This window comes from Streptomyces sp. NEAU-174, assembly GCF_052665095.1.
The window spans coordinates 61428-86943 of sequence record NZ_JBQTCE010000029.1 but is presented as its reverse complement, the minus strand read 5'-3'; the positions used below and the strand labels follow the sequence as shown (position 1 = coordinate 86943).

At 71.8% G+C, this 25516-nt stretch carries 28 protein-coding genes; 18 read left to right on the top strand and 10 right to left on the bottom strand.

The window, feature by feature from the left end:
- The first annotated feature begins 628 nt into the window (after nt 1-628).
- The 8 genes from ACT2CW_RS47105 to ACT2CW_RS47070 all read left to right on the top strand — a co-directional run bounded on the left by ACT2CW_RS47105 (nt 629) and on the right by ACT2CW_RS47070 (nt 4498).
- On the top strand, nt 629-952 hold the full coding sequence (locus ACT2CW_RS47105; protein WP_164432803.1) for a gas vesicle protein GvpO: 324 nt from the start codon (nt 629-631) through the stop codon (nt 950-952).
- Nucleotides 953-1162: 210 nt separating this feature from the next.
- On the top strand, nt 1163-1543 hold the full coding sequence (gene gvpJ / locus ACT2CW_RS47100; protein WP_078559344.1) for a gas vesicle protein GvpJ: 381 nt from the start codon (nt 1163-1165) through the stop codon (nt 1541-1543).
- Between the two features lie 2 nt (nt 1544-1545).
- Nucleotides 1546-2328 carry a GvpL/GvpF family gas vesicle protein gene (locus tag ACT2CW_RS47095; RefSeq protein WP_445521042.1) on the top strand — a complete coding sequence of 261 codons (783 nt, stop codon included), beginning with the start codon at nt 1546-1548 and terminating at the stop codon, nt 2326-2328.
- A gap of 13 nt (nt 2329-2341) precedes the next feature.
- On the top strand, nt 2342-2623 hold the full coding sequence (locus ACT2CW_RS47090) for a gas vesicle protein GvpG (RefSeq protein WP_182468769.1): 282 nt from the start codon (nt 2342-2344) through the stop codon (nt 2621-2623).
- Entirely contained in the window at nt 2620-3012 is a 393-nt protein-coding gene (locus ACT2CW_RS47085) for a gas vesicle protein (RefSeq protein WP_445521041.1), read from the top strand. Before ACT2CW_RS47090 ends, ACT2CW_RS47085 begins: the two co-directional genes overlap by 4 nt.
- Nucleotides 3009-3890, top strand: coding sequence for a GvpL/GvpF family gas vesicle protein (locus ACT2CW_RS47080; RefSeq protein ID WP_445521040.1), 882 nt, complete (start codon nt 3009-3011; stop codon nt 3888-3890). The genes ACT2CW_RS47085 and ACT2CW_RS47080 overlap by 4 nt, the downstream gene beginning before the upstream one ends.
- Before the next feature lie 22 nt (nt 3891-3912).
- Nucleotides 3913-4122 (top strand): gas vesicle protein, encoded by a 210-nt coding sequence (locus tag ACT2CW_RS47075; RefSeq protein ID WP_037955600.1) that lies wholly within the window; start codon nt 3913-3915, stop codon nt 4120-4122.
- Entirely contained in the window at nt 4049-4498 is a 450-nt protein-coding gene (locus ACT2CW_RS47070; RefSeq protein WP_445521044.1) for a gas vesicle protein K, read from the top strand. Before ACT2CW_RS47075 ends, ACT2CW_RS47070 begins: the two co-directional genes overlap by 74 nt.
- Nucleotides 4499-4528: 30 nt before the next feature.
- On the opposite strand, the gene ACT2CW_RS47065 is transcribed toward ACT2CW_RS47070, so the two are convergent.
- Nucleotides 4529-5431, bottom strand: coding sequence for a MurR/RpiR family transcriptional regulator (locus tag ACT2CW_RS47065; protein WP_164432798.1), 903 nt, complete (start codon nt 5429-5431; stop codon nt 4529-4531).
- Nucleotides 5432-5552: 121 nt separating this feature from the next.
- On the opposite strand from ACT2CW_RS47065, the gene ACT2CW_RS47060 reads away from it, so the two are divergent.
- From ACT2CW_RS47060 to ACT2CW_RS47030, 7 genes are all read left to right on the top strand, one after another.
- Nucleotides 5553-6725 carry a C45 family autoproteolytic acyltransferase/hydolase gene (locus ACT2CW_RS47060; RefSeq protein ID WP_445521039.1) on the top strand — a complete coding sequence of 391 codons (1173 nt, stop codon included), beginning with the start codon at nt 5553-5555 and terminating at the stop codon, nt 6723-6725.
- 89 nt (nt 6726-6814) lie between these two features.
- On the top strand, nt 6815-8464 hold the full coding sequence (locus ACT2CW_RS47055) for an ABC transporter substrate-binding protein (RefSeq protein WP_445521038.1): 1650 nt from the start codon (nt 6815-6817) through the stop codon (nt 8462-8464).
- A 4-nt stretch (nt 8465-8468) separates the two neighbouring features.
- Nucleotides 8469-9446: an ABC transporter permease gene (locus tag ACT2CW_RS47050; protein WP_360073710.1), complete on the top strand. Its 978-nt coding sequence runs from the start codon at nt 8469-8471 to the stop codon at nt 9444-9446.
- Nucleotides 9443-10294, top strand: coding sequence for an ABC transporter permease (locus ACT2CW_RS47045; protein WP_164432792.1), 852 nt, complete (start codon nt 9443-9445; stop codon nt 10292-10294). The genes ACT2CW_RS47050 and ACT2CW_RS47045 overlap by 4 nt, the downstream gene beginning before the upstream one ends.
- Nucleotides 10295-10300: 6 nt before the next feature.
- The gene (locus ACT2CW_RS47040) at nt 10301-11320 is read left to right on the top strand and encodes an ABC transporter ATP-binding protein (protein WP_445521037.1); all 1020 of its coding nucleotides are present in this window, start codon (nt 10301-10303) and stop codon (nt 11318-11320) included.
- Nucleotides 11317-12174 (top strand): ABC transporter ATP-binding protein, encoded by an 858-nt coding sequence (locus tag ACT2CW_RS47035; RefSeq protein ID WP_445521036.1) that lies wholly within the window; start codon nt 11317-11319, stop codon nt 12172-12174. The genes ACT2CW_RS47040 and ACT2CW_RS47035 overlap by 4 nt, the downstream gene beginning before the upstream one ends.
- A gap of 240 nt (nt 12175-12414) precedes the next feature.
- Complete coding sequence (locus ACT2CW_RS47030) at nt 12415-14700, top strand: glycosyl hydrolase family 95 catalytic domain-containing protein (RefSeq protein WP_445521035.1); 2286 nt, start codon at nt 12415-12417, stop codon at nt 14698-14700.
- 77 nt (nt 14701-14777) lie between these two features.
- On the opposite strand, the gene ACT2CW_RS47025 is transcribed toward ACT2CW_RS47030, so the two are convergent.
- Nucleotides 14778-15215, bottom strand: a complete 438-nt coding sequence (locus tag ACT2CW_RS47025) for an ATP-binding protein (protein ID WP_164432784.1) — start codon at nt 15213-15215, stop codon at nt 14778-14780.
- 162 nt (nt 15216-15377) lie between these two features.
- Between ACT2CW_RS47025 and ACT2CW_RS47020 the strand changes: the two genes are divergently transcribed.
- On the top strand, nt 15378-16235 hold the full coding sequence (locus ACT2CW_RS47020; RefSeq protein WP_445521034.1) for a helix-turn-helix domain-containing protein: 858 nt from the start codon (nt 15378-15380) through the stop codon (nt 16233-16235).
- A complete protein-coding gene (locus ACT2CW_RS47015) occupies nt 16232-16417 on the top strand; it encodes a DUF397 domain-containing protein (RefSeq protein WP_164432781.1) in 186 nt (61 codons plus the stop codon). The genes ACT2CW_RS47020 and ACT2CW_RS47015 overlap by 4 nt, the downstream gene beginning before the upstream one ends.
- 57 nt (nt 16418-16474) lie before the next feature.
- Here ACT2CW_RS47015 and ACT2CW_RS47010 read toward each other — a convergent pair whose 3' ends face one another.
- The 5 genes from ACT2CW_RS47010 to ACT2CW_RS46990 all read right to left on the bottom strand — a co-directional run bounded on the left by ACT2CW_RS47010 (nt 16475) and on the right by ACT2CW_RS46990 (nt 20915).
- Nucleotides 16475-17635: an LLM class flavin-dependent oxidoreductase gene (locus ACT2CW_RS47010; protein ID WP_164432779.1), complete on the bottom strand. Its 1161-nt coding sequence runs from the start codon at nt 17633-17635 to the stop codon at nt 16475-16477.
- 34 nt (nt 17636-17669) lie between these two features.
- Nucleotides 17670-18869 (bottom strand): SfnB family sulfur acquisition oxidoreductase, encoded by a 1200-nt coding sequence (locus tag ACT2CW_RS47005; RefSeq protein WP_445521033.1) that lies wholly within the window; start codon nt 18867-18869, stop codon nt 17670-17672.
- Between the two features lie 2 nt (nt 18870-18871).
- Nucleotides 18872-19426 carry an NADPH-dependent FMN reductase gene (gene ssuE / locus ACT2CW_RS47000; protein ID WP_445521032.1) on the bottom strand — a complete coding sequence of 185 codons (555 nt, stop codon included), beginning with the start codon at nt 19424-19426 and terminating at the stop codon, nt 18872-18874.
- Nucleotides 19427-19491: 65 nt separating this feature from the next.
- Nucleotides 19492-20601 carry a dimethylsulfone monooxygenase SfnG gene (sfnG, locus tag ACT2CW_RS46995; protein ID WP_445521031.1) on the bottom strand — a complete coding sequence of 370 codons (1110 nt, stop codon included), beginning with the start codon at nt 20599-20601 and terminating at the stop codon, nt 19492-19494.
- A gap of 233 nt (nt 20602-20834) precedes the next feature.
- The gene (locus ACT2CW_RS46990) at nt 20835-20915 is read right to left on the bottom strand and encodes a putative leader peptide (RefSeq protein WP_350338121.1); all 81 of its coding nucleotides are present in this window, start codon (nt 20913-20915) and stop codon (nt 20835-20837) included.
- 207 nt (nt 20916-21122) lie between these two features.
- Between ACT2CW_RS46990 and ACT2CW_RS46985 the strand changes: the two genes are divergently transcribed.
- Nucleotides 21123-22064, top strand: a complete 942-nt coding sequence (locus ACT2CW_RS46985; RefSeq protein ID WP_445521030.1) for a LysR family transcriptional regulator — start codon at nt 21123-21125, stop codon at nt 22062-22064.
- On the opposite strand, the gene ACT2CW_RS46980 is transcribed toward ACT2CW_RS46985, so the two are convergent.
- The 3 genes from ACT2CW_RS46980 to ACT2CW_RS46970 all read right to left on the bottom strand — a co-directional run bounded on the left by ACT2CW_RS46980 (nt 22051) and on the right by ACT2CW_RS46970 (nt 25462).
- Nucleotides 22051-23016 (bottom strand): LLM class F420-dependent oxidoreductase, encoded by a 966-nt coding sequence (locus ACT2CW_RS46980; RefSeq protein ID WP_164432767.1) that lies wholly within the window; start codon nt 23014-23016, stop codon nt 22051-22053. The genes ACT2CW_RS46985 and ACT2CW_RS46980 overlap by 14 nt on opposite strands.
- Nucleotides 23017-23111: 95 nt before the next feature.
- Nucleotides 23112-23537 (bottom strand): cytidine deaminase family protein, encoded by a 426-nt coding sequence (locus ACT2CW_RS46975; protein ID WP_182468783.1) that lies wholly within the window; start codon nt 23535-23537, stop codon nt 23112-23114.
- Nucleotides 23534-25462, bottom strand: a complete 1929-nt coding sequence (locus ACT2CW_RS46970) for a GDSL-type esterase/lipase family protein (protein ID WP_445521029.1) — start codon at nt 25460-25462, stop codon at nt 23534-23536. Before ACT2CW_RS46970 ends, ACT2CW_RS46975 begins: the two co-directional genes overlap by 4 nt.
- Nucleotides 25463-25516 lie beyond the last annotated feature (54 nt).

Here is a 25516-nt window from a genome sequence, read left to right as displayed (position 1 = left end):
CCGGGACGGGTTCGTCGGGCTCGGCGTCGTCTCCGTACAGACGGTCGTTCATGACGTGCCTCCAGGGGCGAGGGGGTGCCCCGGGCCGGGCAGGGGCGCCGGGGCCGGGACAGGACGCTAATCCCCGCGCCCTGGGGTGGGCGCCTGTCCCTGACGGGACACTGACGCGAGAGGGCCGAGTCTTGACGCGCCACTGGCACCCCACTGCCCTTGGCCTTTCCCCTACCCGCCCCTCCCCACAACCGGAGCCCCGCCCCGGCCCCCGGTCCTCAATCGCCGGACGGGCTGGATAGCCGCAACTCGGGTCTCCGTCCCGGGCCCGGGTCCTCAATCGCCGGACGGGCTGGTTGGCCGCAGCTCGGGTCTCCATTCCGGGCTCGGGTCCTCTCTCGCCGGGCCGGGGGACAGCCGTGAGCCGGGATCGGCTCCGGGTTTCGGGGCGGGAGTGGTGGGCGGGGGCGGTTTCAGCCTGTCCGGCGATTGAGGACACGCCCGGAGGGCGTTCGGGGGGCAGGGGGCGGAGTCCCCTGGTTCGGGGAGGGGCGGGTAGGGGAAAACTCCCTGCCTGCCAGGTGCCGCTTTGGGGATCCGCACACCACGCACCCCCAGGACTTGGCACCGTAGGACCATGACGAGCACTGAGCCGGACACACCGCCCACACGCACCCCCGAGAACACCGAGCGCCCGCCCCGCGTCCCCGTGGCGCAGGCTATGCGCGGCGCCGCCCGGCAGTTGGGGGAGTTGTTGGGCACCGCGCCGGAGGCGGTTTCCGCGATGCAGCCGACGCCGGACGGCTGGGTGGCCGACGTGGAGGTCGTGGAGCTGGAGCGGGTGCCCGAGACCATGACCATCATGGCCACCTACCGTGTGACCCTCGACTCACAAGGGCAGCTCCTCGGCTACGAGCGGCAGCACCGCTACGCCCGCGGTCAGCTCGACCGCGGACGTTAGACACCGGAGCCGGACCAGGCACGGCCGTTCTTTTGCCGGGTTTCCTCCCACGGCCCCGCGCCATGGACGTCACCGGCGCGGGGCCGTCCCATGTGCGCGCGCCATCTGTCACCCGCGCCCACATCGGTGAACGCCACCGCCACCGCGCCCGTATCAGACGCGGACAGGCGAGCGACCGAGCGCGACCGAGAGGAAGCACACGTGACCGTGATGACGCAGACCGGCGGGCTGCCTGCCACCGCAGCGACCGGTTCAGGGACCGGAAGCCTCTTCGACATCCTCGAACTCATCCTGGACCGTGGCCTCGTCATCGACGTGTTCATCCGGGTCTCCCTCGTCGGCATCGAGATCTTGAAGATCGACATCCGGATCGTGATCGCCAGCGTGGACACATATCTCCGCTTCGCCGAGGCGTGCAACCGCCTCGACCTGGAATCGGGCCGCAAGGCCCCGGACAAGCTCAGCGACATCGTCGGCAACATCGTCGAGGGCGGCGCCAGGGGCAAGACCGAGGGGGCGATCAGCGGTGCCCTCGGGGCCATCGGCGATGTCTTCGACCGTGACCGCGACCGCGACGACGAGGACAGGTGACCATGTCGACCCCGTCCCAGTCCCCGTCCCAGTCCTCGTCCCAGCCCCCGTCTTCGACCCCGTCCGGCTCCCTCTACATCTACGCCATCACCGGGTCCGACCATCCCCTGCGGCTCGCGGGACTGCGCACCGTGGGCGGCGGGTCCGGCGACGCACTGCGCGCCGTCACCGGCGGGCCGTTGGCCTGCGTGGTGAGCCCGGCGCCGCCGGACCTCCGGCCCAAGCGCCGTGACCTCGCCGCCCACCAGGAGGTCCAGGAGCGGCTGATGGCGGACGGCGCGGTGCTGCCGATGCGGTTCGGCATGCTGGCGCCCGACGACGCCGCGGTGACGGCGGCGCTGGACGGCAAGCGCGCCGAATACCTCCGCAGACTCGAGGAGCTGCACGCCACCGCCGAGTTCAACCTGAAGGCGGCCCGCTCGCAGGAGGACCTGCTGCGGGAGGTGCTCACCGAGTCCGACGACGCCCGGCGCCTCAACGAACGCACCCGCGACGGCGGCGGCACCTACGCGGACCGAGTAGCCCTCGGCGAGCTGGTGGCCCATCAACTGGACGCGCGGCAGCGGCTGCTGGCCGAGCAGGTCGTCGGGCGGCTCTCCGAGATGGCCCGCGGCAACGTGGTGGCCTCCCCGGCCGGGGAGGACTTCCTCAACGCCTCGTTCCTGGTGGAGCGGGGGCGCGCCGAGGAGTTCTCCCGGGCCGCGCGGCAGCTCGCGCAGGGCTACGGAGAGGGCTACGACTTCCGGCTGCGCGGCCCCTTGCCGCCGTACAGCTTCGTGGCCTGAGGACGGGGGCGCCATGGGACTGCTGACCGGGCTGCTCACCTTTCCGCTGGCGCCGGTGCGCGTCACCCTCTGGGCCGCCGAGCAGATGGCCGCGGCGGCCGAGCGCGAGTACTACGACCCGGCGCCGGTCCGCCGCGCCCTCGCCGAACTGGAACAGGACCTGCTGGCCGGGCGGATCGACGAGGACGCCTACGACCGCCGCGAGGACGAGCTGCTCGACCGGCTGGCACAGCTGGAACGCCGGGAACACCGGGAGCACCGGGAACGGCCGGACGAGTGGAGGCGAGCCCCGTGACCTCGACAGAACCGGTGGCGGGCAGGCTGGGCCCGCCACGCCTGCCCGCCACCCCGTACGGCCAGGGCGCCGAGCCCGCCCCGTCGCTCGCCGACATCCTGGAGCGGGTGCTGGACAAGGGCGTGGTGATCGCGGGCGACATCCGCATCAACCTGCTGGACATCGAGCTGCTCACCATCAAGCTCCGGCTGCTCGTCGCCTCCGTCGACAAGGCGAAGGAGATGGGCATCGACTGGTGGGAGCACGATCCGTCGCTGTCCTCCCGCGCCCGCACCCGGGCCGTACCGGACGACGACGCGGAGCGGTCCCTCACCGAGGAGAACGCCCGGCTGCGCGCCGAGATCGCGGCGCTGCGGACACGGGCCGAGGACAGGAGCGTGGACGGTTGACCGAGAGCGCACGGCGACAGCACATGGTGTACGCCTACGCGGTGCTGCGCCCCACCCCGGAGGCCGCGCGGGCCGTGGCCACGCTGCGCGGGGTGGCGGACGAGCAGGTGGGACTCGTGGAGACGGGGGACCTGGCCGCGGCCGTGGGCCCGGTCCCGGCCGAGGAGTTCGAGGAGGGCGCGCTGCGGGCGGGCCTGGAGGAGCTGCCCCGGCTGGAGGCGCTGGCCCGCGGCCACCACGGGGTGGTGGCGGGGCTGGCCCCGCTGGGCGCCGTACTGCCGCTGCGGCTGGCCACCGTCTACCGGGACGAGGACCGGGTGCGGCGGGTCCTCCAGGAGCGGCGCGACCAGTTCCTGCCGCTGCTGGAACGGCTCGCCGGGCATGTCGAATGGGGCGTCAAGGTCTACACCGATCCCACGGACTCCCTGGCGGGGGCGGGGGACGCGGCCGTAGCCGCCGAGGCCGGGGGCGGCGATGAGTCCCTCAGCCCCGGTCGGGCCTATCTCGCCGCCCGCCGCAGGCGCCGCCGCGGCGCCGAGGAAGCCTGGCAGACGGCGGCGCGGACGGCCGCGCACATCGCCGAGGAGGCCGGGGGCCTGGCGGTGGGCAGGGTCGCCCACCGGCCGCAGCGCGGCGAACTCGCCCAGGTGGCCGGTGGCGGGACGGCCGGTGGCGGAAAGCCCGGTGGCGAGAACATCGCCAACGACGCGTATCTGGTGCCCGCCGACCGCGCCGAGGAGTTCCGCGCCCGCGTCCTGGCCGCCGCCGAGGGGCAGCCCGGGGTACGCGTCGAGGTGACCGGCCCCTGGGCGCCGTACTCCTTCGCCCTTCCGCCCGAGCCCGAGCCCGAACCGGCGGCCCGGCCGGAGCCGGTATGAGCGGCGCGCTGGACGAGGCCGTATGAGCGGCGCGCTGGACGAGGAGGACGCACGGGCGCTCGCGGGCCGCGAGGTCGCCCTGATCGACCTGCTGGACCGGCTGCTCCAGGGCGGGGTCGTGCTGGCCGGGGACCTCGTCCTGTCCATCGCGGACGTCGATCTCGTACGGATCGATCTGCGCGCGGTCATCGCTCCGGTCGACGCCGAACACCCGGCCCCGCTGCTGCCCTGACGAGTGCCCTGCGAACGCCCCGACGAAAGGAAACCCGCGCATGTCAGCCCCCTCCGGCGCCGCCGCCCAGCGGCTGCGCACCGACGCGGACACGGTCGAACGCGATCTGGCCAGGCTGGTGCTGACCGTGGTCGAGCTGCTGCGTCAGCTGATGGAGCGCCAGGCGCTCCACCGCGTCGACAAGGGCGATCTGACGGAGGAGCAGGAGGAGCGCGTCGGCATGACGCTGATGATCCTCCAGCAGCGCATGGAGGAGATGTGCGACCGGCACGGCCTGCGGATGGCGGACCTCAACCTCGACCTCGGCCCGCTCGGCACCCTGCTCTCCCCGGCGGGCTCCCCGGCCGGCTCCCCGGCGGGCACGCCCTCCCCTTGAGACACCCCGCGCGCCGTCGCATCCCCCCACTCAGCCCTTGCGTGGCCGCGGCTCCGGCCGATCGATCAACTGCCCCCTCAGCACGGTGAGTTGGTGGGACGCCTCGACCGCCCGTGCCTCGTCCAGTGAGGCGAGCGCCAGCACGAGGGTGTCCATGACGACGATCCCGGCCAGGGATTCCGCGGTGATGCCGGTGGGCGTGTGCGGGGCGCTGATCACCACATCGGCGTGGGTGGCCAGCGGCCCCGTGGGAACGTCGGTGACCAGCACCACGCCCGCGCCGACCGCCCGCGCCCGATCCGTGAGCACGGTGAACTCCCGCAGTCGGCGGCCGGGATGGAGGATCACCACCGCGTCCCCGCGGCCGAGGCTCAGCAGTTCGTCGGCCATGGTGAAGCCCGTGGCGCCGACGAAGCGCGCCCGGCGGCCGGCCCGGCGCAGCTTCAGCACCAGATGCCGGGCGGCGAGCTCCGAGGCGCCGACGCCGTAGGCGACCACCTCACGCGCGTCCGCCAGCGTTTGCACCGCTTGCTTCAGCACATCCGTCTCCAGTAGTCGGCGGCACTGGTCGAGACGCTCGGCGGCCTCGTCGAAGACCCGGCCCTTGATCTCGTCCAGGTCGTGCCCGACGCGGGCGATGCGCTGCTTGAGCCGCTCCTCGGGGGCGGTTTCGGAGGTGAAGCCCGCGGCCAGCTCCCGCTTGAGCGCGGGCAGCCCGGCGTAGCCGAGGCGCTGGAGGGCGCGGACCACGGTGGCGTTGCTCGTGCCACTGGCCGCGCCCAGCTCCTGTGCGCTCGCGAAGAGCAGATTCTCCGGCGGGGCGCTCACCAGATACTGGGCCACCACTCGCTCGGAAGCGGACAGCTCACCCCACATGTCCCGGACCGCGGCGGCCAGCCGTGTCGTCCCGGTAACGCTTTTCGGTTCGCTCATTACAGCTATTGACTTCCCTGTGGTGGACATTACGATCTGGGCTCATCGTTCCAAGAACGCTGATTTCCGAAACAAACATTACAGCCCCTCGTGGGCCCGGGCCTCGGAACACAGGAGTGCCATGACAGCCGCCACCATCCCCACCGTCGAGATCTCCGGCCCGCCGGCCGAGCGCGGCCGCCAGTACGGCGAGGCGGCGCGCGACAGCATCGGCAGGGCGCTCGCCTACTACGAGCAGGCGTTCGGCGAATCCTCGGGGCTCACCTGGGACCAGGTCACCGCGCGCGCCGAGCGCTGGCTGGAGCCGGTCCGCGCCTACGCCCCCGAACTCGTCGAGGAGATGGGCGGGATCGCCGACGGGGCGGGCGTCGGGCTCCTGGACGTGCTCGCGCTCAACGCCCGCGGCGAGATCATCTACGACCAGACCTTCGCCCGGATGCGGGCCCGGGCGGACGCCGCCGCGGATGTCACGGACGACCGGGAGGTGACCGACGGCTGCACGTCCTTCGCCGTGCTCGGCGAGGCGAGCGGCGACGGCCACGTCTACTGCGGCCAGAACTGGGACTGGCGGGCGGGCGTCGCGGACACCGTCCTGATGCTCCGGATCGTCCAGCCCCCGCACCCCACCGTGATCATGCAGGTGGAGGCCGGGCAGATCGGCCGCCAGGGCGCCAACTCCGCGGGCATCGCCCTCAACGCCAACGGCCTCGGCGGCCGGTTCGACGACGCCGTGGGGCTGCCCCAGACCGTGATCCGCCGCCGGGTCCTGGACAGCCGGTCGATCAGCGACGCGGTCGACGTACTGTGCCGCACCCGCGGCCACATCGCCAGCAACGCCCTGCTGACCTGCCGCGAGGGCTTCGCCCTCGACCTGGAGACCACTCCGGGCGCACACGGCTGGATGTATCCGACGAAGGGGCTGCTCGTCCACGGCAACCACTACCAGACCACCGTCCCCGTCCAGCTCGCCGCCCGCTACCGCCCCGAGTCCTCCGACTCCCTGATCCGGGTGCCCCGGGCCGAGGCCGGGCTGAGCCTGGTGCGCGAGGCCGGCGCGCCGGACGAGTCCCGCAAGCTGATCCGCCAGGCCATGTCCGACCACCTCGGCCACCCCGAGGGCCTGTGCACCCACCCCGACCCCCGGCAGCCCGAGGTCAAGTGGTGGACGACGCTGCTGTCCTCCTGCGTGGACCTGACCACCGGTGACTACCACGTGACCCCCGGAACCCCCTGCGACCACGAGTACCAGCACCTGCCCTGGAACCTCTACGACGGTCCGCACGCCCCCAACTGACGCTCACGCCCCAGCTGACGCTCACGCCCCCAACTGACGCTCACCTCCGCCTGACGCTCACGTCCGCACGAACGACCAGAGAGCCTGCCATGAGAACCAAGCTCTGTACCACCGCAGTCGGCCTCGCGAGTGCCCTGCTGTTCACCGCAGGGTGCTCCGGGGCGACCTCCGGGTCCGGCGGCGCGTCCGTCGACCCCGCGAAGCTCAAGCTCACCGACACCACCCCCAAGGCATCCGGCGCGGCCACCACGGTGAACTGGCTCGTGGAGCAGGAGCCCGCCACCCTCGACATGGACGCCCAGGGCGGCAGCAGCACCCGCACCGTGATGGCCAACATCTGCGAGCGGCTGCTCCTGCTCAAGCCCGATATGACCACCGCGCCGCGGCTGGCCGAGAAGGCCGAGTACACCGGCGACAAGAAGCTCGTCCTCACCCTCCGCGACGACGTCACCTTCCACGACGGCGCCCGGATGACCGCCGACGACGTGGTGTGGAGCCTCAAGCGGCACGCCCGGCCGGAGATGAACGAGTCGGACGAGTACGAGGACGTCGACACGATCGCCAAGACCGGCGCGAACGAGGTCACCGTCACCTTCAAGAAGCCGAGCGCCCTGTTCACCAAGGCCCTCGCCGGTGACGCCGGGATCATCATGGAGCGCAAGGCGGTGGAGAAGCAGGGCGACGACTTCGGCACCCCCGGCCACCCCGACGCCTGCACCGGCCCGTACCGGCTGAAGAGCTGGAACTCCGGCTCCTCCCTCACCATCGAGCGCTCAGCGGACTACTGGGACAAGGGCGTCCGCCCGCTGACCAAGGAGGTCGTCTTCCGCTGGGCCTCCGGCAGCGCCCTGGTCAACTCCATCTCCACGGGCGCCGCGGACGGCGCCTATCTGACCGCCACCGGCCCCGCCGCCGTGCTGTCCAAGAAGAAGGGGGTGCGCGCCTACTACGGGCAGTCCACCACCGCCTGGTCGCTCAGCCCCACCAACAGCGGTGCCCTCAAGGACGCCCGGCTGCGCAAGGCGCTGTCGCTGGCCATGGACCGTAAGGGCATCGCCAAGTCCGGCTTCAACGGTCTCGCCGAGCCCTGGGCGACCCCGGTGGGCCCCGGGGCCTGGGGCTATGAGAAGGCCGCGTTCCAGAAGGCGCAGAAGGAGCTCGAGCGCTCCACCGCCTACACCGTCTCGCCCTCGGCGGACGACATCGACCGGGCGAAGAAGCTGGTCGAGCGGGCCGGGGCGCCCTCGGAGCCGATCGTCGTCTCCAGCGACGGCAGCGAGAGCCAGACGGTCATCACCAACGCGGTGCGCGGCGCGGCCCAGAAGATCGGGCTGAAGGTCACCGTCAAGACGATCGCGTCGAGCCGTTACGACGAGTTCTTCTCCGACCCCAAGTCCCGGAACGGCTTCGATCTGATCCCGGTCGACTGGTACATCTCCAAGGCCGACCCGGCGGGCTTCTACGACAACGGGATATCCGGCAACGCCAACAACTGGCTCGGCTACTCGGACAAGGGCTATGACGCCCTCGTCGGCAAGGCCCAGCAGACCATCGACGACCGCGAGCGCGCGAAGCTCGTCATCGACGCGCAGACCAAGTTCGCCGACGACGCGGTGTGGATCCCGCTGGTGCAGGTGCCGTCGGTGATGGTGCTCGGCGACAAGTACACCGGCGCGCCGGCGTCCATGGTGTCGATGTACTACCCGTGGGCCGCCGACCTCGGCACGAAGAAGGGCTGACACCATGATCCGCGCACTGCCGCGGCGGATCGCCGGCCTGTTCGCCACGCTGCTCGCCGCCTCGTTCATCATCTTCGCGGCCGTCTACGCGGCCCCCGGGGACCCCGCCGTCCTCCTCTCCGGCAGCCGACAGGAGCTCACCCCGGAGAAGCTCGCGGCGGTCCGCGCGGAGCACCACCTGGACGAGCCGCTCGTCGTCCAATACGGCCGGTGGCTGTGGGACGGGCTCCAGGGCGACCTGGGCCGGTCGTTCCAGTACCGCGACCATGTGGCCGACCTGATCGGGGCGCGGCTGCCGACCACCCTGGAACTCGTCGCCTACGCCACGGTGTTCTTCGTGGTGCTGGGCGTCGGCTCCGGAGTGCTGGCGGCGCTGCGCCGCGGCTGGGTGGACTCGGCGGTGGTCGGCGGCACCACGCTGGCCGCCTCGGTGCCCGCCTTCGTGGCGGCCATCGCGCTGGTCTCCCTGTTCGGGGTGCGCCTTGGCTGGTTCCCGGTGACGGGCCAGGGCGAGGGGCTCACCGGGCGGCTGCACCACCTCACGCTCCCCGCGTTCGCCCTCGCCCTCAGCGCCCTCGCCGTGATCAGCCGGGTCACCCGGCAGGCCATGGCCGAGGCGTACGCCTCCGACCATGTGGAGGCGGCCCGCGCCTCCGGGCAGTCGGAGCGCCAGATCGTCGTCCAGCATGTGCTGCGCAACGCGCTCGGCCCGATCGTCACCATGTGCGGGCTCGTCATGGCGGGCATGCTCGCCGGAACGGTGGTGGTCGAGACCGCCTTCGGGCTCAGCGGGATCGGCTCACTGCTGGTGAGCGCGATCACCACGCATGACTTCCCGGTCACCCAGGCGGTGCTGCTGCTGATGGTCATCGGCTATGTCGTGGTGACGACGCTGGTCGACCTGGTCCACCCCCTGATCGACCCCCGGGTCTCGCCCGGCGGGCAGCCGAGGGGAAGCAAGCCGGAAGGAAAGACCGCATGACGACGGTGACGGCCGGGGCGCTGATCCCGGTGCGGGTACGGGCCCGGCGCCCGGTACCGGTGATGATCGCGGGCGGTTTCCTCGTCCTGGTCGTGGTGGCGGCGGTGTGCGCACCCCTGATCGCCCCGCACGCGCCCGACGCGGTCGACCTGTCCGCCTCGCTCGCGGGGACCACCTCCCAGCATCCGCTGGGCACCGACGCCTCGGGGCAGGACCTGCTCTCCCGGGTGCTGTACGGCGCCCGGTCGAGCCTGCTGGCGCCCCTGGCGCTGCTCGCGCTGGCCGCGCTGCTCGGCGTCACGATCGGCACGGTCGCGGCGTGGCGCGGCGGCTGGGTGGACACCCTGCTCTCGCGGGTGACCGATGTGATGTACGCCTTCCCCGGCCTGCTGTTCGTGGTCCTGGTGATCGCGGTCTTCGGCGACGGCCTCACCACGTCGATCATCGCGCTGGGGCTCGCGTACGCGCCCACCATCGCGCGGTACACCCGCAGCCTTGCCCTCGCCGAGCGCTCCAAGCCGTATATCGACGCCTACCGGGTGCAGGGCATGAGCGGGACCCGGATCTGCGTACGCCATCTGGTGCCCAATCTGGCCGGGGCGATCGTCGGCTATCTCGTGGTGCTCTTCGGCGAGGGGCTGATGAGCCTGGCCACCCTCAGCTATCTGGGCTTCGGCGCCGGATCGCCCTCGATCGACTGGGGGCTGATGGTGCAGGAGGGGCAGGACGCCGTGGTGCAGGGGGCGCTGCTGCCCTCCCTCGTACCGGGCACGGCCATCGCCGCCGTCGTGGTGGCCTTCAACATCGTCGGGGTCTGGGTCTCGGACCGGCTGGGCAAGGGGAGGTAGGCGGCGATGCTGCTGGACATCGAGGATCTCACCATCGAGCTGCCGGCCGGTGCCGCCGCCCGGCCGGTGCTCGCCGAGGTGTCGCTGAGGGTCGGCCGGGGCGAAGTGGTCGGCCTGGTGGGCGAGTCCGGCTCGGGCAAGTCCACGACGGCGCGTGCGGTGCTGCGGATGCTCCCCGAGGGGGCGCGGGCCTCCGGCTCGGTACGGGTGGACGGCGAGGACGTGCTCGCCATGGACCCGGCCCGGCTGCGCAGGCACCGGTCCCGCACCGTCTCCATGATCTTCCAGGATCCGCGCTCCGCGATGAACCCGGTCCGCCGGATCGGCGACTTCCTCACCGATCCGCTCACCCGGGTGCTGGGCCTGTCCCGGCGCGACGCGGTGGTGAAGGCGACCGAGCTGCTGGCCTCGGTGGGGCTTTCCGAGCCCGAGCGCCGGATGCGGCAGCGCCCGCACGAGCTGTCCGGCGGCATGCTGCAACGGGTCGTGATCGCCGCCGCCCTGTCCACCGACCCCGACCTGCTCCTCGCCGACGAGGCGACGAGCGCGCTGGACGCCACCACCCAGGCGGAGGTCCTGGCCCTGCTGCGGTCCATCCAGGAGGAGCGGCGGCGGGCCGGAAGCGGCCTCGGGACGCTCTTCATCACCCACGATCTGCCGCTCGCGGCCGCCTACTGCGACCGCGTGTATGTGATGTACGCGGGCCGTGTGGTGGAGCAGCAGCCCGCCCGCGGGCTGTTCGCCGCCCCCCAACACCCCTACACCCGCGGTCTGCTGGAGTGCTCGCCCAGCCTGGAGGACGACCGCGAACCGCGGCCCATCCCCGGCCGCCCGCCCTCCCTGTCCGACGCCCTCACCGGCTGCCCCTTCCTCCCGCGCTGCGCACGGGCCGAGGCGGAGTGCGAGACCTGGGCGCCGGTGGCCGTCCCGTTCGGCGACGGCGACGGCGACGGCGGCGACGGATCGGATGCGGACGGCTCCGCGGCCTGCCGCCGACTGGAACTCGTATCGAGGAGCAGCGCATGACCGAGCCCGCACTCGTCGTACAGGGGCTGCGCAAGACCTACGCGCTCCCGGGCGGTGGCCGGACCACGGCCGTGGACGACGTCTCGTTCTCCGTCCCGGCGGGCGGCTCGCTGGGCATCGTCGGGGAGTCCGGCTCCGGCAAGACCACGGTGGCCCGGATCCTGGTCGACCTCGTACGCCCGGACGCGGGGACCATCGCGGTCAACGGGCGGGAGCGCACCCCGGGGCGGCGGGGCGGCGGACGGCTGCTCGGCCCTGGCGCGCGAAAGGCCGCACGGCTGGGCCGCGCCCGCGAGATCCAGATCGTCTTCCAGGACCCGTACGTGTCGCTCGACCCGCGGCTGACCGCGCGTCAGTGCCTGCACACCGCCCTGCGGCTGCACGGCCGGCACGAGGGGCGGGCCGCCGCCGCCCGGATCGAGGAGCTGCTGGACCAGGTGGGCCTCGGCAAGCGGGAGGGCGACGCCCGCCCGCGCGGTCTGTCGGGCGGGCAGCGCCAGCGGCTGGCCATCGCCCGTGCGCTCGCCGTGGAACCCGAGGTGCTGGTGCTGGACGAGGCGGTGGCGGCGCTGGACGTGTCCATCCAGGCGCAGATCCTCCGGCTGCTCGCCGACATCCGCCGGGAGACCGGGGTGGCCCTGGTCTTCGTCAGCCATGACCTGGCCGTCGTACGCCACATCACGGACGACACGCTGGTGATGCGGCGCGGCCGGGCGGTCGAGACGGGCCCGACGGCCCGGGTGCTGGACACCCCGGAGGACCCGTACACCCGGCTGCTGCTGTCGTCGGTGCCGCACGACGGCTGGGACCCGGCGGAGACGGTACGGCTGCGCGCGGAACTCGCCGAGCTATGACCGTGGCCGTGCCTGTGCCTGCGGCCGTCGAAGGCGAGACATCGGCTCACTCTGACCCTCGGCGGCTCAATGTGAGGAGCTGAGCCCACCTCATCTGCGAATACGTGACGGTATGAATTTCCATACGTCGGAGGTATTCCCAGGCGCTCACGTGCCCTGCACCATGCCGGTAGTTCACCACCGGATATGGGAGGCACATACGTGACCGCGCCAACAGGGAACGGGATCTCTCGAAGAGGTGTGATCGGCACCGCGGCCGCGGTCGGCGCCGGGGGCTGGCTGGCCGGATCCGGCACCGCCTGGGCCGCGCCCCAGACGTCCGGCGGAGCGGCGGCCCTGCCCGAGCGGATGGCCAGGGCCGCCGCCCCGCGCTGGCGGCGGCTGCCCGGCGACTGGAAGGACGGCCCCTTCCTGGCCAACGGCCTGCTCGGCGCGGTGGTGTACCAGGGCGCCACGCCCAACTCCGTCAAGGTCATGCTCAGCCACAGCCAGGTGCAGGACCAGCGGCCCCAGTGGCGCGCCCCGTACGGCTACTCACGGCTGCCCATCGGCCACTTCGACCTCACCCTCGCCGGAGAGGTGACCGGGGTCGACTGGACCCTCGACCTGTGGGACGCCGAGCTGCGCGGCACGGTCACCACCACCCGGGGCAGCGTCCGCTTCACCATGCTGGTGCACAACGCCCGTACCGCGCTGCTGATCTCCACCCGGCCCAGCGCGGGCGAGGAGAGCGCGGCCTGGTCGTTCACATGGATGCCCGCGGTCTCCCCCCGGACCAAGGACAAGCCCGCCGACTACACCGGCAACCCCGACCCCCGCACCGGCTCCGCGGGCGACACCCACTATGTGGAGCAGCCGCTGATCGCGGGCGGCGGCTGGACCACCGCTTGGCGGGAACGGCGGGTGGGCACCGGCAGACTGCTGGCCGCCCATATCGTCTACCGCCACCCCGACGACCTCTCGCGCACCACCGAACTGGCCGTCTCCGAGGTGGCGCGCACCCTGGCCGAGGACCCGGACGACCTGGTGCGCGAGCACCGCGCCTGGTGGCACCGCTACTACCAGCGCAGCCTGCTCTCCGTACCCGACAAGCGCCTTCAGCACTTCTACTGGATCCAGCTCTACAAGGCCGCCTGCGCCACCCGCGCCAACGGGCCCTCGATGTCCGAATGGGGGCCGTGGTACCCGGAGACCGGCGGCAGCTGGACCGCGGTGTGGTGGAACCTCAACGTGCAGATCGCCACCTGGCTGATCCAGGGCTCCAACCACCTCGAACTCGACTCCGTCACCTCCACCTTCCGGGACTTCGAGAAGAACCTGCCGCTGTCCGTCCCCCCGGAGTACCAGGACGGGGACACCTACGCCCTCGCCCACCCCTCCGACTGGCTGCTGCGCCCCGGCGCCAAGACCGTCGGCATTCCCGGCACCTCCACCAAGACCGACAACAACGGCAACCTCATCTGGGCCATGCACAACATCTGGCTCAGCTACCGCCACACCATGGACATCCGCATCGTGCGCGACGTCCTCTACCCGATCCTCGCCAAGGCGGTGAACTTCTACGATCACTTCCTCTACGAGGGCGGCGACGGGAAGCTGCATCTGCCGCTGACCCGCTCACCGGAGTGGGCGGACGCCGAGGACTGCACCTACGACCTCTCCCTGCTCCGCTGGGGATGCGCCACCCTCCTGGAGTGTCTGCGCATCCTGCGCACCGACCACCCCCGGGCCCGGCGCTGGCGCGAGATCCTGGACCGCCTGGTGGCCTACCCCCGCGATGCCACCGGCATCATGATCGGCGCGGGCAAGCCGCTCACCGAGTCCCACCGCCACTTCTCCCATATGCTCTGGCTCTACCCGCTGCACGAGCTGGACTGGGACCGCCCGGCCGACCGGGACATCATGCGCACCACCTTCGACCACTGGGTCAAGGACCGCGGCCTGTGGGCCGGTTACAGCTACGCGGTGGCCTCCTCCATGGCCTCGCGCATGGAACGGCCCGAGGAGGCGCTGGACCACCTCACCTTCCTCATCGGCGGCAACAAGGTGAACAACGCCTGGATCACCCCGAACACCATGTACGTCGAGGGCGGCAACCTCGCCACCGAGAGCCCCCTGACGGCGGCCCAGTCGGTGCTGGAGATGGCCGTCCAGAGCCACAACGGCGTGGTGCGGGTCTTCCCGTCCGTCTCCCGCCGCTGGCCCGACCTCTCGGTCCAGTCCCTGCGCACCCAGGGCGCCTTCCTGGTGGACGCCGACCGCTCGGCCGGGCGCACCCGCTGGGTCCGCGTCCACAGCGAGGCCGGTGCCCCTCTCGTCCTGCACCACGGCATCCCCGGCCCGATCGACGTCCGCGACCACCGGGGCCGCCCCCTCCACTACCGCACCACCGGCCCCGGCCGTATCGAGATCCCCCTCGCCCGCGACGAGACGGCCCTCATCACCCCCCGGGGCCACCACCCGGACCCGGCCCCACGTGATGTCCCCGCCGTCGGCGACGCCAAGCCGTGGGGCCTGCCGGACTGAGCCGCGGCCGCCGCCCGAACGAAAGGAGTGAGCGCACCCCCGCCGGGCAGGGGTGCGCCGTGCCACGCGACCGCCGGTCAGCCGGTGCGGGAATCCAGCTCCGCCCACACCGTCTTGCCCACCGGATGGTGCGGCTCGGTGCCCCAGCGGTCGGCGAGCGCGTCCACCAGCAGCAGGCCGCGCCCGGTTTCACGGTCCGGGGGAGGGGGCGGCTGGAGGGCGGGCTGCCGCTCGCCCCGGGTGTCGGTGACCTCGATGCGGAGGGTTTCCGTGGCGCCGTCGAGGGCGAGACCGAGCCGGAAGTCCCGGCCCGGCACGCGCCCGTGCAGCGCCGCGTTGGCGCTCAGCTCGGCGATGATCGCCACGGCGCGGTCGGCGACGGCGGGTGACACGGGCCAGGCGCGGAACTGCTCCACGGCGAGCAGCCGGGCCAGCCGGGCCCCGCGCCGCGTGGAGGACAGGCGTTGGGTAAAGGTCCAGCTCGTGGCGGGGAGTTGGGGCGTGCTTGCGTTCATGGGGCCACGGTGGTGGGTGAGCGTCGGCCTTCACCAGTGGCGCGCCGCGTACGCAGCGTCAGCGTACATGCGCGTTCGGTGGACGGTACACCCGTTGATCCGTCACCCTGGGTGAGTCGAGCGCGGGGGCCCTCGCACGTACGCACCTGGAGGTGTCCGCGTATGACGACCGACAACACCTGTATGGCCGGGGACGGTGACGGGGAACGGGAGCCCGACCCCTCCGACAGTCTGCGGACCTTCGGGGCCGTGGTCCAGGCCCTCCGCGAACACGCGGGCCTCACCCGGGCTCAGTTCGGGGAGCTGGTCCGGTTCTCGAAGCACACCGTGGCATCGGTGGAGCTGGGGCGGCGCATGCCGGACGAGTCGTTCGTGGAGCGGGCGGAGGAGGTCCTGGGCAACACGGGAGCGCTGCGGAAGGCGGCCCGATTCCTCTCACGGGGTGAGCCGGGTCTTGCCGCGTGGTTCCGGCGGTGGGCGCGGCTGGAGCGGGTGGCGGTGAGCCTGTGCACGTATGAGTGTCGGCTGGTGCCGGGGTTGTTGCAGTCGGAGGACTACGCGCGGGCCGTGTTCGATGGCACCATCCCTCTGCTGACGGATGAGCAGTTGGAGGCCCAGCTTGTCGCGCGGACCGAACGGCAGAAGATGCTGCATGAGCGGCCACACGTCCCGTTCAGCTTCATCGTGGAGGAGGCCGTGTTCCGGCGCGGTTTCGGCGACAGGGAGCAGCGGCGGGCCTTGTTCGACCACGTGCTGGAGCGCAGCGCACTGCGCAATGTGAAGCTGCAAGTGGTACCGCTGGAAGCTGAGTTGCATGCGTGCCTGGACGGACCTGTTCGGCTGCTGGAAACACTGGAAGGGCGGCGCTATGCCTACTCGGAGGGTCAGCAGAACGGACGGCTGATTGCCGACTCGAAAGAGGTACGCCTCCTCCACCAGCGCTATGACACACTGCGCTCGCAGGCCCTGACACCCCAAGACTCCCGTGGCCTGCTGGAGCGACTGCGAGGAGACCTATGAGTAGGGCGGAACTCACCTGGTTCAAGTCCAGCTACAGCGGCAGTCAAGGAGACGACTGCGTGGAAGTGGCCGTCACCGAAGGGGCCGTCCATGTACGGGACTCCAAGGACACGGCGCGCCCCGGTCTTGCCGTCAGCCGTGACGGCTGGGCGCAGTTCGTGCGGTTCGCCGCACACGGCTGAGCCGGAGGCGCGCCCGCGGACTCAATCGCGGGCACGCCACCCGACGTCACCGGGACATCAGGAGCTCCCGGCAGCCGCGAAGGGGACCTGCGCGGTGGGCTGTTCGAGGGCGGCGGGCTGGAAGGGGTGGGACCACAGGCCCTGGCGGCGCAACTCGGGCAGGACGCCCTCGCCGAACCAGTACGCCTCCTCCAGATGCGGGTAGCCGGACAGGATGAACTCGTCGATGCCGAGGCGGTGGTATTCGGCGATCCGCTCGGCGACCTCGGCGTGGCTGCCCACCAGGGCCGTGCCCGCGCCGCCGCGGACCAGGCCGACACCGGCCCAGAGGTTGGGGTAGATCTCGAGGTTGTCCAGGCTGCCGCCGTGCAGGGCGAGCATGCGCTGCTGGCCCTCGGACTCGCTGCGGCCGAGGCCGGCCTGGATGGAGCGCACGGTCTCCGGGTCGAAGCCGTCGAGCAGTCGGCGGGCCTCGGCCCATGCCTGCTCGGCGGTGTCGCGGGTGATGACGTGCAGCCGGATGCCGAAGCGGATCGTACGGCCCTGCTCGGCGGCGAGGGAGCGGATCCAGGCGATCTTCTTCGCGACCTGGGCGGGCGGCTCACCCCAGGTGAGGTAGACATCGGAGTGGCGGGCGGCCACCTGACCGGCGGCGGGGGAGGAGCCGCCGAAGTAGACCTGGGGGAGCGGGTCGGGGAGCCGGGCCAGCTTGGCGCCCTCGACATGGAGGTGTTCGCCGGTGTGGTCGACGGTCTTGCCGTCCCACAGGTCGCGGACGATGTCCAGGAACTCGCCGGTACGGGCGTAGCGGGCGTCCTTGTCGAGGAAGTCGCCGTAGCCGCGCTGCTCCTGGCTCTCGCCGCCGGTGACCACGTTGAGCATCAGCCGTCCGCCGGTCTGCCGCTGGTAGGTGGAGGCCATCTGGGCGGCGAAGGTGGGCGAGAGGAAGCCGGGCCGGAAGGCCACCAGGAACTTCAGCCGTTCCGTGTGCTGGCTGACCATCGCGGTGGTCAGCCAGGCGTCCTCGCACCAGGCGCCGGTCGGGGTGAGAGCGCCTTCGAAGCCGAGGTGTTCGGCGGCGCGGGCGATCTGGGAGAGATAGCCGACGGACGGCGGGCGGTCCCCTCCGGCCGAGGTGACGGGGGTGCCATGGCCACCGCCGACGACATGGCGGCTGTCGCCGTTGGTGGGCAGGAACCAGTGGAAGGTGAGGGACATGGTGCGGCTCCGTTCGGGGGGCGGGGATGGGGGACTAGAGGAGGCCGTGGCGGGGTGGTCTCGTGCCGTTCAGCACATAGCGGCCGATGTGCTGGACCTTCCAGCGGGCCGGGTCGTGCAGGGTGTGGGTACGGGCGTCCCGCCAGTGGCGGTGCAGGCCCAGGGAGTCCAGGGCCGAGCGGGTGCCGGACACCTCGAACAGCGAACTGCCGGTCTCCACGGCCGCGTTGGCCGCCGCCACCTTGGCCGCGGCCACCGCGATCGACGCCTCGGCGGCGGTGTCCTCGTCGAGGTGGCCACGGGCGGTGTCCACGGCCCGGGCGGCGGCGGACAGCAGGGCCTCGGCGCCCCGGACCTGGAGGGCCAGCTCGCCGAAGCGCTGGATGAGCAGCGGATCCTCGGCGGCGGTCTCGAAGCCGCTCTCGAACCAGGGGCGGCTCTTGGTGCGGACGAAGGCCACCGCCTCTGCCAGTGCCCCCGAGGCGATCCCGGCGTCGATGGCCGCGTGCAGCAACTGCGCTACCGCCCCGTGCAGTTGGGGCCCGCGAAAGGTGAGATGGTGCGGTACGACCCGGTCGGCCGGCACCGGCACGGCCTCCAGCCGGACGGTGCCGCTCGCGGTCGTGCGCTGGCCCATGCCGTCCCAGTCGTCCACGACGGTCAGACCGGGCGCGTCCCGTGGCACATAGGCCACATGGAGATCGTCGTGCTCAGCGCGGGCCAGCACCGGGATCCAGTCGGCGAACAGCGCGCCGGTGGAGTAGTGCTTGACACCGGTCAGGGTGTACGAGCCGTCGGCGGCCGGGGCGAGGCGGGTGCGGATGTCCTGGATGTGGCGGGTGCCCGCCTCCGACTGGGCGTTGCCGAACCGCTTCCCCGCCAGCACCTCGCCGAAGAAGAACGCCTGCTGCGCCTGCGTGCCCTGACGGCGCAGCACATTGATGTACACGAAGTGGCTCTGCGGGATCTGGGCGAGGCTGGCGTCGGCGGCGGCGAGCAGCCGGAACACCTCGGCGAGGGTCACGGCGGACACGTCCGCGCCGCCGTGCCCGGCCGGGACGGTGATGGCCAGGAGTCCGGACGCCGACAGCCGGTCCAGTTCGGCACGCGGCAGCCTGCGTTGTGCGTCGCGCTCGGCGGCGCCCGTACGGAACTCCTCGGCCAGCGCCGCGGCCACCTTCAGCGCCTCGGTGTCATCGGCGATGACATGGGCGGGCTCGGGCAGGGACGACACGGTCAGCTCGCCGCGGCCAGTACGGTGGTGTGGCCGAGCGCCGCCGAGAACTGGTCGACGACCTGCTCCAGCGCTTCGGCGGCCCCCGCCGCCACGCTCACCCCGCCGTCCGGCTCGACCGTGATGTCCTTGTCCAGGGTGAACCAGCCCTGGACGATATGGGCCGCGCCCATGGAGGACAACACCGGCCGCAGCGCGTAGTCGATGGCCAGGACGTGGGCGGTGGTGCCACCGGTGGCCAGCGGCAGCACGGTCTTGCCCGCGAGCGCGTACTGCGGCAGCAGGTCCAGCAGGGACTTCAGCAGCCCGGAGTAGGCGGCCTTGTAGACCGGTGTTCCCACCACGAGCCCGTCCGCCTGCTCGACCAGCGCCTTGGCCCGGACGATGGCCGGATGCGAGAAGTCCGCGCCGAGCAGCGCGGCGGCGGGGAGGGTGCGGACGTCGAGCGGGATCACCTGATGGCCCTGGGCGGTCAGCCGGGCGTCCAGATGGCGCAGCAGCCGGGCGGTGCGGGAGGTGGCGGAGGGGGAGCCGGAGAGGGACAGGACGGTGGCCATGAGGAACCCTTCGTGATGCGGTGGGGGCGAGGCGGTGGGGCCGGGAGCCGGTGGGAACGGAGGGGTCAGGTGAGCGCGGGCACGGGCTCCGGCAGCTCCGCCTCCAGTTCGCGGACCAGCGGCAGCACCCGCTCGCCGAAGTACTCGACCTCCTCCAGGTAGTGCAGGAAGCCGAGCAGGAAGAGGTCCACGCCGAGCCGCTTGTACGCCACGATGCGCTCGGCGATCTGCTCGGGGGTGCCGATCAGCCCCGTACGGAAGCCGTCGTTGTACTGGACCAGGTCCTCGAAGGAGGAGTCCTGCCACATGCCCTTGCCGTCGGCGGTGGACTGGCCCGCCTGCTGGACCGCGCCACGGAATCCGGCCACGGCCTCGGTGTCGGCCTTGGCGACGATCTCGCGGAGGGTTTCCCGGGCCTCGGCCTCGGTGTCGCGGGCGATGAGGAAGGCGTTGAGGGCGAAGCCGGGCGCGGGGCGGCCGGCGGTGGCGGCGGAGGCGCGGACGTCCCTGATCTGCTCGGTGACGCCGTCGAAGTCCTTGCCGTTGCTGAAGTACCAGTCCGAGACGCGGCCCGCCATGGCGCGGGCGGCGGTGGAGTTGCCGCCCTGGAAGATCTCCGGATGCGGGCGTTCGGGGCTGCTCAGCGGCTTGGGCTTGAGGGAGAAGTCACGGATCCGGTAGAAGTCTCCGGCCAGTTCGGCGTGGTCCTCGGTCCAGATGGCGCGCAGCGCCCGGATGAACTCCTCGGAGCGGCGGTAGCGCTCGTCGTGCTCCAGCCAGGGCTCGCCCAGCGCGGTGAACTCGCCCTTGAACCAGCCGCTGACGACGTTCACCGCGAACCGCCCGTCGGACAGGTGATCGGCGGTGGCGCCCAGCTTGGCCAGGACGCCGGGGTGCCACAGTCCGGGGTGGACGGCGGCGATGACCTTCAGCCGCTGGGTGGCCAGCAGCAGCGCGAGGCTGAAACTGGTCGACTCGTGCTGGTACTCGGCGCCGTAGCTGGCCATGTAGCGGACCTGGCTGAGGGCGTAGTCGAAGCCGTTGTTCTCGGCGAGCACGGCCAGATCGCGGTTGTAGTCGTAGCCCCAGTCGGTGCGCTGCTCGATGGTGCTGGTGACCAGTCCGCCGCTGACATTGGGTACCCAATAGGCGAAACGGAGGGGTTCTGCGGGCATGAGGAACTCCCGGTGGAACGAATACGGGCATGGCGAATCGGCGCCCCGGCGTCGAGCGGAATTCATCCGGGGCGGGGCGCGGAAAGACCGGGAATGCTGAAGGGCGCCGAAGGCGGGGCGGCGCGGCCGCAATTTCTCAAGGGCGGCGGCTAGAAGCCTTTCCCGATCATGGGAGGCGACGGGGAGCGAAGCGGAGGCGATCCCTCAGGGCTCGCTCGGACCCGTACGGCGGGTCAGACCGGACAGCAACAGAACGCGCTGGAGACACGCGCGAGGTCGACATGGCGTCGCCGCGTGAGGTCCTGTCGCTTCATGTCACCGATCCAACCAGGGGGAAGTCCTGCCGGTCAAGAAGGCCCGGGTGTCATTCCATATCCCGGACGCGCGGGCCGGGCCGCGGAATTCCGCGGGGCCCGCTTCGAGATTACCCGGGAGGCGGGCCGGGGCGTGAGTCGGTATTCATGAGACCGTGACAGGGATTCCCTTGAAGCGGGCGGGCCCGCGCGGGCAGGGTGCGGAGTGTGCGAATTGAACAGCTGGAATACATCGCCGCCGTCACCCGCCTCGGATCGCTCCGCCGCGCCGCCGAGGAGCTGCATCTGTCCCAGCCCGCGCTCAGCGAGACGGTGCGCAATCTCGAGCGCGAACTCGGCGTGGATCTGCTGGAGCGCAAGCGCTCCGGCGCGACGATCAGCGCGGAGGGACGGGAGCTGCTGCCGCATATCGCGGGCGTCATCGAGGCCGTCGACCGGCTGCGCGGCGCCGCCGGGGACCAGCACCGGGTCAGCCGGATGATCCGGTTGGGCACGGTCAACACCGCGACCGTCCCGCTGCTGATCCCGGCCGTCCGGGAGTTCCGCGCCACCCACCCGGTGACCCAGGTCGAGGTGGTGGGCGCGCAGCAGGCCGAGATCCACCGGGCGCTGCTGGAGGGGAGTTTCGACCTGGGGCTGGTCAACTGCCTCCAGGGCGACGACGTTCCGCCCACCCTGGAGACCACCGTGCTGCTGCGCGGCCGCCCGGTGGTCTGTCTGCGCCCGGACAGCCCGCTGGCCACCCGGCCGACGGTGAGCGCGGCGGATCTGCTGGACGGGCGGGAGCCGCTGATCGTGATGCGCTCCGGCTATCTGATGCACCGCTTCATCCACCGGCTGCTGGCCGGGCGCACCCCATCCTTCTCGTACTCCACCGACGGGGCCGAGATGGGCAAGCTGATGGTGGCCGAGGGGCTCGGCGTCACCGTGCTCCCCGACTTCAGCGTCGTCGGCGACCCCCTGGAGCGCGGGGGCGCGATCACCCACCGGCCGCTCGCGGACGGCGAGGCCACCGAGGTGCTGCTGATGGTCCAGCGCCGCCGCTCGGGCTCGGTGCCGCGCGCCGTACGGGATCTGCACGAGCTCTTCGTACGGCGCGCGGAGACTCCGGGGACTTCCCCGGGCGCCCCGGGGGCTATAGCTCCCTGAGCGCGGGCAGCAGCCGCTTCTCGGCCCAGTCCAGGAACGGCCGCTGATGGTCGCCGCCGATCTGGACGAGCGCCACATCCGTGAAGCCCGCGTCCACGAAGGGCCGGATCAGCTCCGTGAACTCCCCGACGTCATCGCCGCACGGAATGGACGCGGCCACGTCCTCGGGCCGGACGAACTGGGTGGCGCCCGCGAAGGAGGCGGGCCCCGGCAGCTCGGAGTTGACCTTCCAGCCGCCCCCGAACCAGCGGAACTGGTCATGGGCGCGGGCGATCGCCGCGTCCCGGTCGGGGTCGTAACAGATCGGGATCTGGCCGATCCGCGGCTTCCCGCCGCCGCCGTTCGCCTCGAAGTCCGCCAGCAGCTCGGACTTGGGCTCCACGGCGATCAGGATGTCGGCCAGCCGCCCGGCCAGCCGGCAGGACTGCGGCCCGGAGACGGCCACGCCGATGGGCGGCGGCTGGTCCGGCAGATCCCACAGCTTGGCCGAGTCGACGTCGTAGTGGGTGCCGTGATGGTTGACATAGCCACCGCCGAACAGCGCCCGGATGATCTCGATCGCCTCTTCCAGCATCTCGTGCCGCATATCCGCCGACGGCCAGCCCTGCCCGACCACATGCTCGTTCAGGTTCTCGCCGGACCCGAGCCCCAGCCGGAACCGCCCCTCGGACAGCAGTTGGAGCGTCGCCGCCTTCTGCGCCACCACCGCCGGGTGGTAGCGCACGGTGGGGCAGGTGACATACGTGGTCAGCGGGATCGAGGAGGTGGCCTGCGCGGCGGCGCCCAGCACGCTCCAGGCGTACGGGGCGTGCCCCTGGGAGTCCAGCCACGGGAAGTAGTGGTCGGAGGTCACCGAGAAGTCGAACCCGACCTGCTCGGCCCGGACCACGTCGTCGACGAGCTGACGTGGGCCGGCCTGCTCGGTCATCATCGTGTATCCCCATCGAACCATGACCCCCGAGTACCGCTCCCCGCGCCGTCCAAACGGGACAAACGGCTGGTCACCGTGGGTCGTGGCGGCTCACCTGCGGTAGGCCCGGGAGGCGGTCAGGGCGTAGGGCCGCCGTCGTTCTCCTCCTGGTGGTCGGCCCAGCGGTAGCTCTCGGGGAGCAGATCGGCGACGGGCACGGCGCGCAGCCGCTCACCCGACCCGACGATGACGCGGATGTCCGGGAAGTAGTCGAGCATCGTCTGGCGGCACCGGCCGCAGGGAGGGATCACCCCGCGGCCGCGGTCGCCCACGGCGACCATGGTCACCAGGTCGTACGCGCCCTGGGCGGCCGCCGCGCCGATGACGACGAGTTCGGCGCAGGGGCCGCCGGTGAAGTGGTAGGCGTTCATCGCGGTGACGATCCGCCCGTCCCGGTCGCGGGCCGCCGCCGCCACGGTGTGGTTGTCACCCCGGCTGCGGGCGGCCGCCACCCGGGTCGCGGCCTGGACGAGGTCATGGTCGACGGAATGAGGCGTGGTCATGCCTGGAGCTTGGCAGAGATGACCGGGGCCAGGCGGTCGGTGATGGTGCGGTGGCCCTTGTCATTGGGGTGGACGGAGTCCGAGAGGTCGTCGGCGGCGAGCCACCCGGTGGTGTCGACGTAGGAGGCCCTGGCGTCGCCGGAGGCGGTCACGGCGGCCTTGGTCTCCGTGCCGAACCGGCCGCTGAAGGTGCGCAGCGCGAAGATCCAGGCGTTCGGGTAGGCGGTGCGGACCTTGCGCAGCAGACTCGCGTAGGACGCCTGGAACTGCGCCGGGGTCACCCCGCGGCCCACATCGTTGGTGCCGAGGTTGATGACCACCGCGCTCGCCTGGTAGCGGGAGAAGTCCCAGTCGGGCGTGGCGGCGTTCGGGTTCAGCTTGGTGAACTGCTGCTCCAGGCTCATCCGGTCGTCCGCCGTGTCGACCAGGGCCGCGCCGCCCTGGGCGATCTGGGTGTGGTCGGCGCCGAGCCGTTCGCCGATGAGCCATCCGTAGGCGGTGCGGGCGTTCTGCGAGGTGGTGGTGCCGACCGTGATCGAGTCGCCGACGAATTCGATGAGGTTCTTGGGGGCGGGCGGCGCGAAGGTGGTGGCGCCGCTGTCGAGCGCCAGGCCCTGGAAGACCGCGTCACCGTGGTAGGAGCCCGCGACCACCTGGTAGTTGACCTGGAGGGTGTGGTTTCCTGCGGCGAGCGGGGCCGGGGTGAGGTTCACCGTGCCCTTGGCCTCGTCGTAGAAGGTGGCGGGGCCGCCGTCGATGCTGGCCCACAGGTCGATCGCGTTGCGCTGCTTGAGCTTGACGGTGCGGCCGGTGAAGCCGGTGCGGAAGTACGCGCCCGCCCAGTAGGGGGTGTAGGCGGTGGCCGAGCTCTTGGTGTCCCAGCGGCCGGTGAACCGGATGTTGGGGTCGCCCGGCTGGCCGGGCGCGGCCTTCAGGGGCGCGGTGCCGAGTTTCGCGGCGATGATCGGCGCCAGGCGGTCGGCGAACTTGGTGTGGCCCGCCTCGTTGGGGTGGCCGTTGCCGTCCTCGTAGTCCGTGCCGTCGGTCAGCCAGCCGCTGGTGTCGACGTACGTCACCTTGGCGTCGCCCGCCGCGTTGCGCGCGCTCACCGCCGCCTTGGTCTCCGTCACATAGCGCTTCTTGAGGGTCTGGACGGCGAAGAGCGCGGCGTTCGGGTATTTGGCGCGGATGTCGCGGAGGAGGCCGGTGTACGCGGACTGGAACTCAGGCCCGGTGACGCCGTGCCCGATGTCGTTCGTACCGAGGTTGATGACGACGGCGTTCGCCTGGTAGCGGGAGAAGTCCCAGTTCTGGTCGCCGGTGGAGGCTGTCTTGAAGAACTGCGTGGCCAGCCCCGTACAGCCGTCCTTGCCGACCAGGCAGTAGCCCGAGCGGGCGATCTGGGTGTGGAGCATGCCCAGCCGCTCGCCGGTCTTCCAGCCGTACGAGTCCAGCGCGAGCCGGTCGGTGAGGGCGCCCGCGGTGATGGAGTCGCCCACGAACTCGATGAGCCCGGACGGGACGCGCGGGGCGACCGTGCCCGCGCCCGCGTCCAGGACCAGGCCCTGGAAGACGGTGTCGCCGGAGCGGTAGGAGACGCGGAGGGTGTGGGTGCCCTGGGGGAGCGGCTGGGGGGTGAGGGTGACGGTGCCCTTGACGCCCGCGTAGAAGACATCGGGGCCGCCGTCGACGCTCGCGTAGAAGTTCACCGCCTCGCGGGCCTTGACCTTCACGGTGGTGCCGGTGAACGCCGTCTGGAGGTAGCCGCCGGTCCAGTTGGTGACGGCTGCACCGGCGGAGCCGAGGTCCCAGCGGCCGGTGTAGACGATGTTGGGGTCGGTCACCGAGCCGTTCCCCAGGGCCGCCGCCCGCGCGGTGGAGGTGACGCCGAGGCTCAGCCCCAGCGCGCAGAGCGACGCGGTCATGACAAGAGCGAAGAGTCTGCGTAAGGAGTGCGGGATCGATCGCATGGGGGTCCT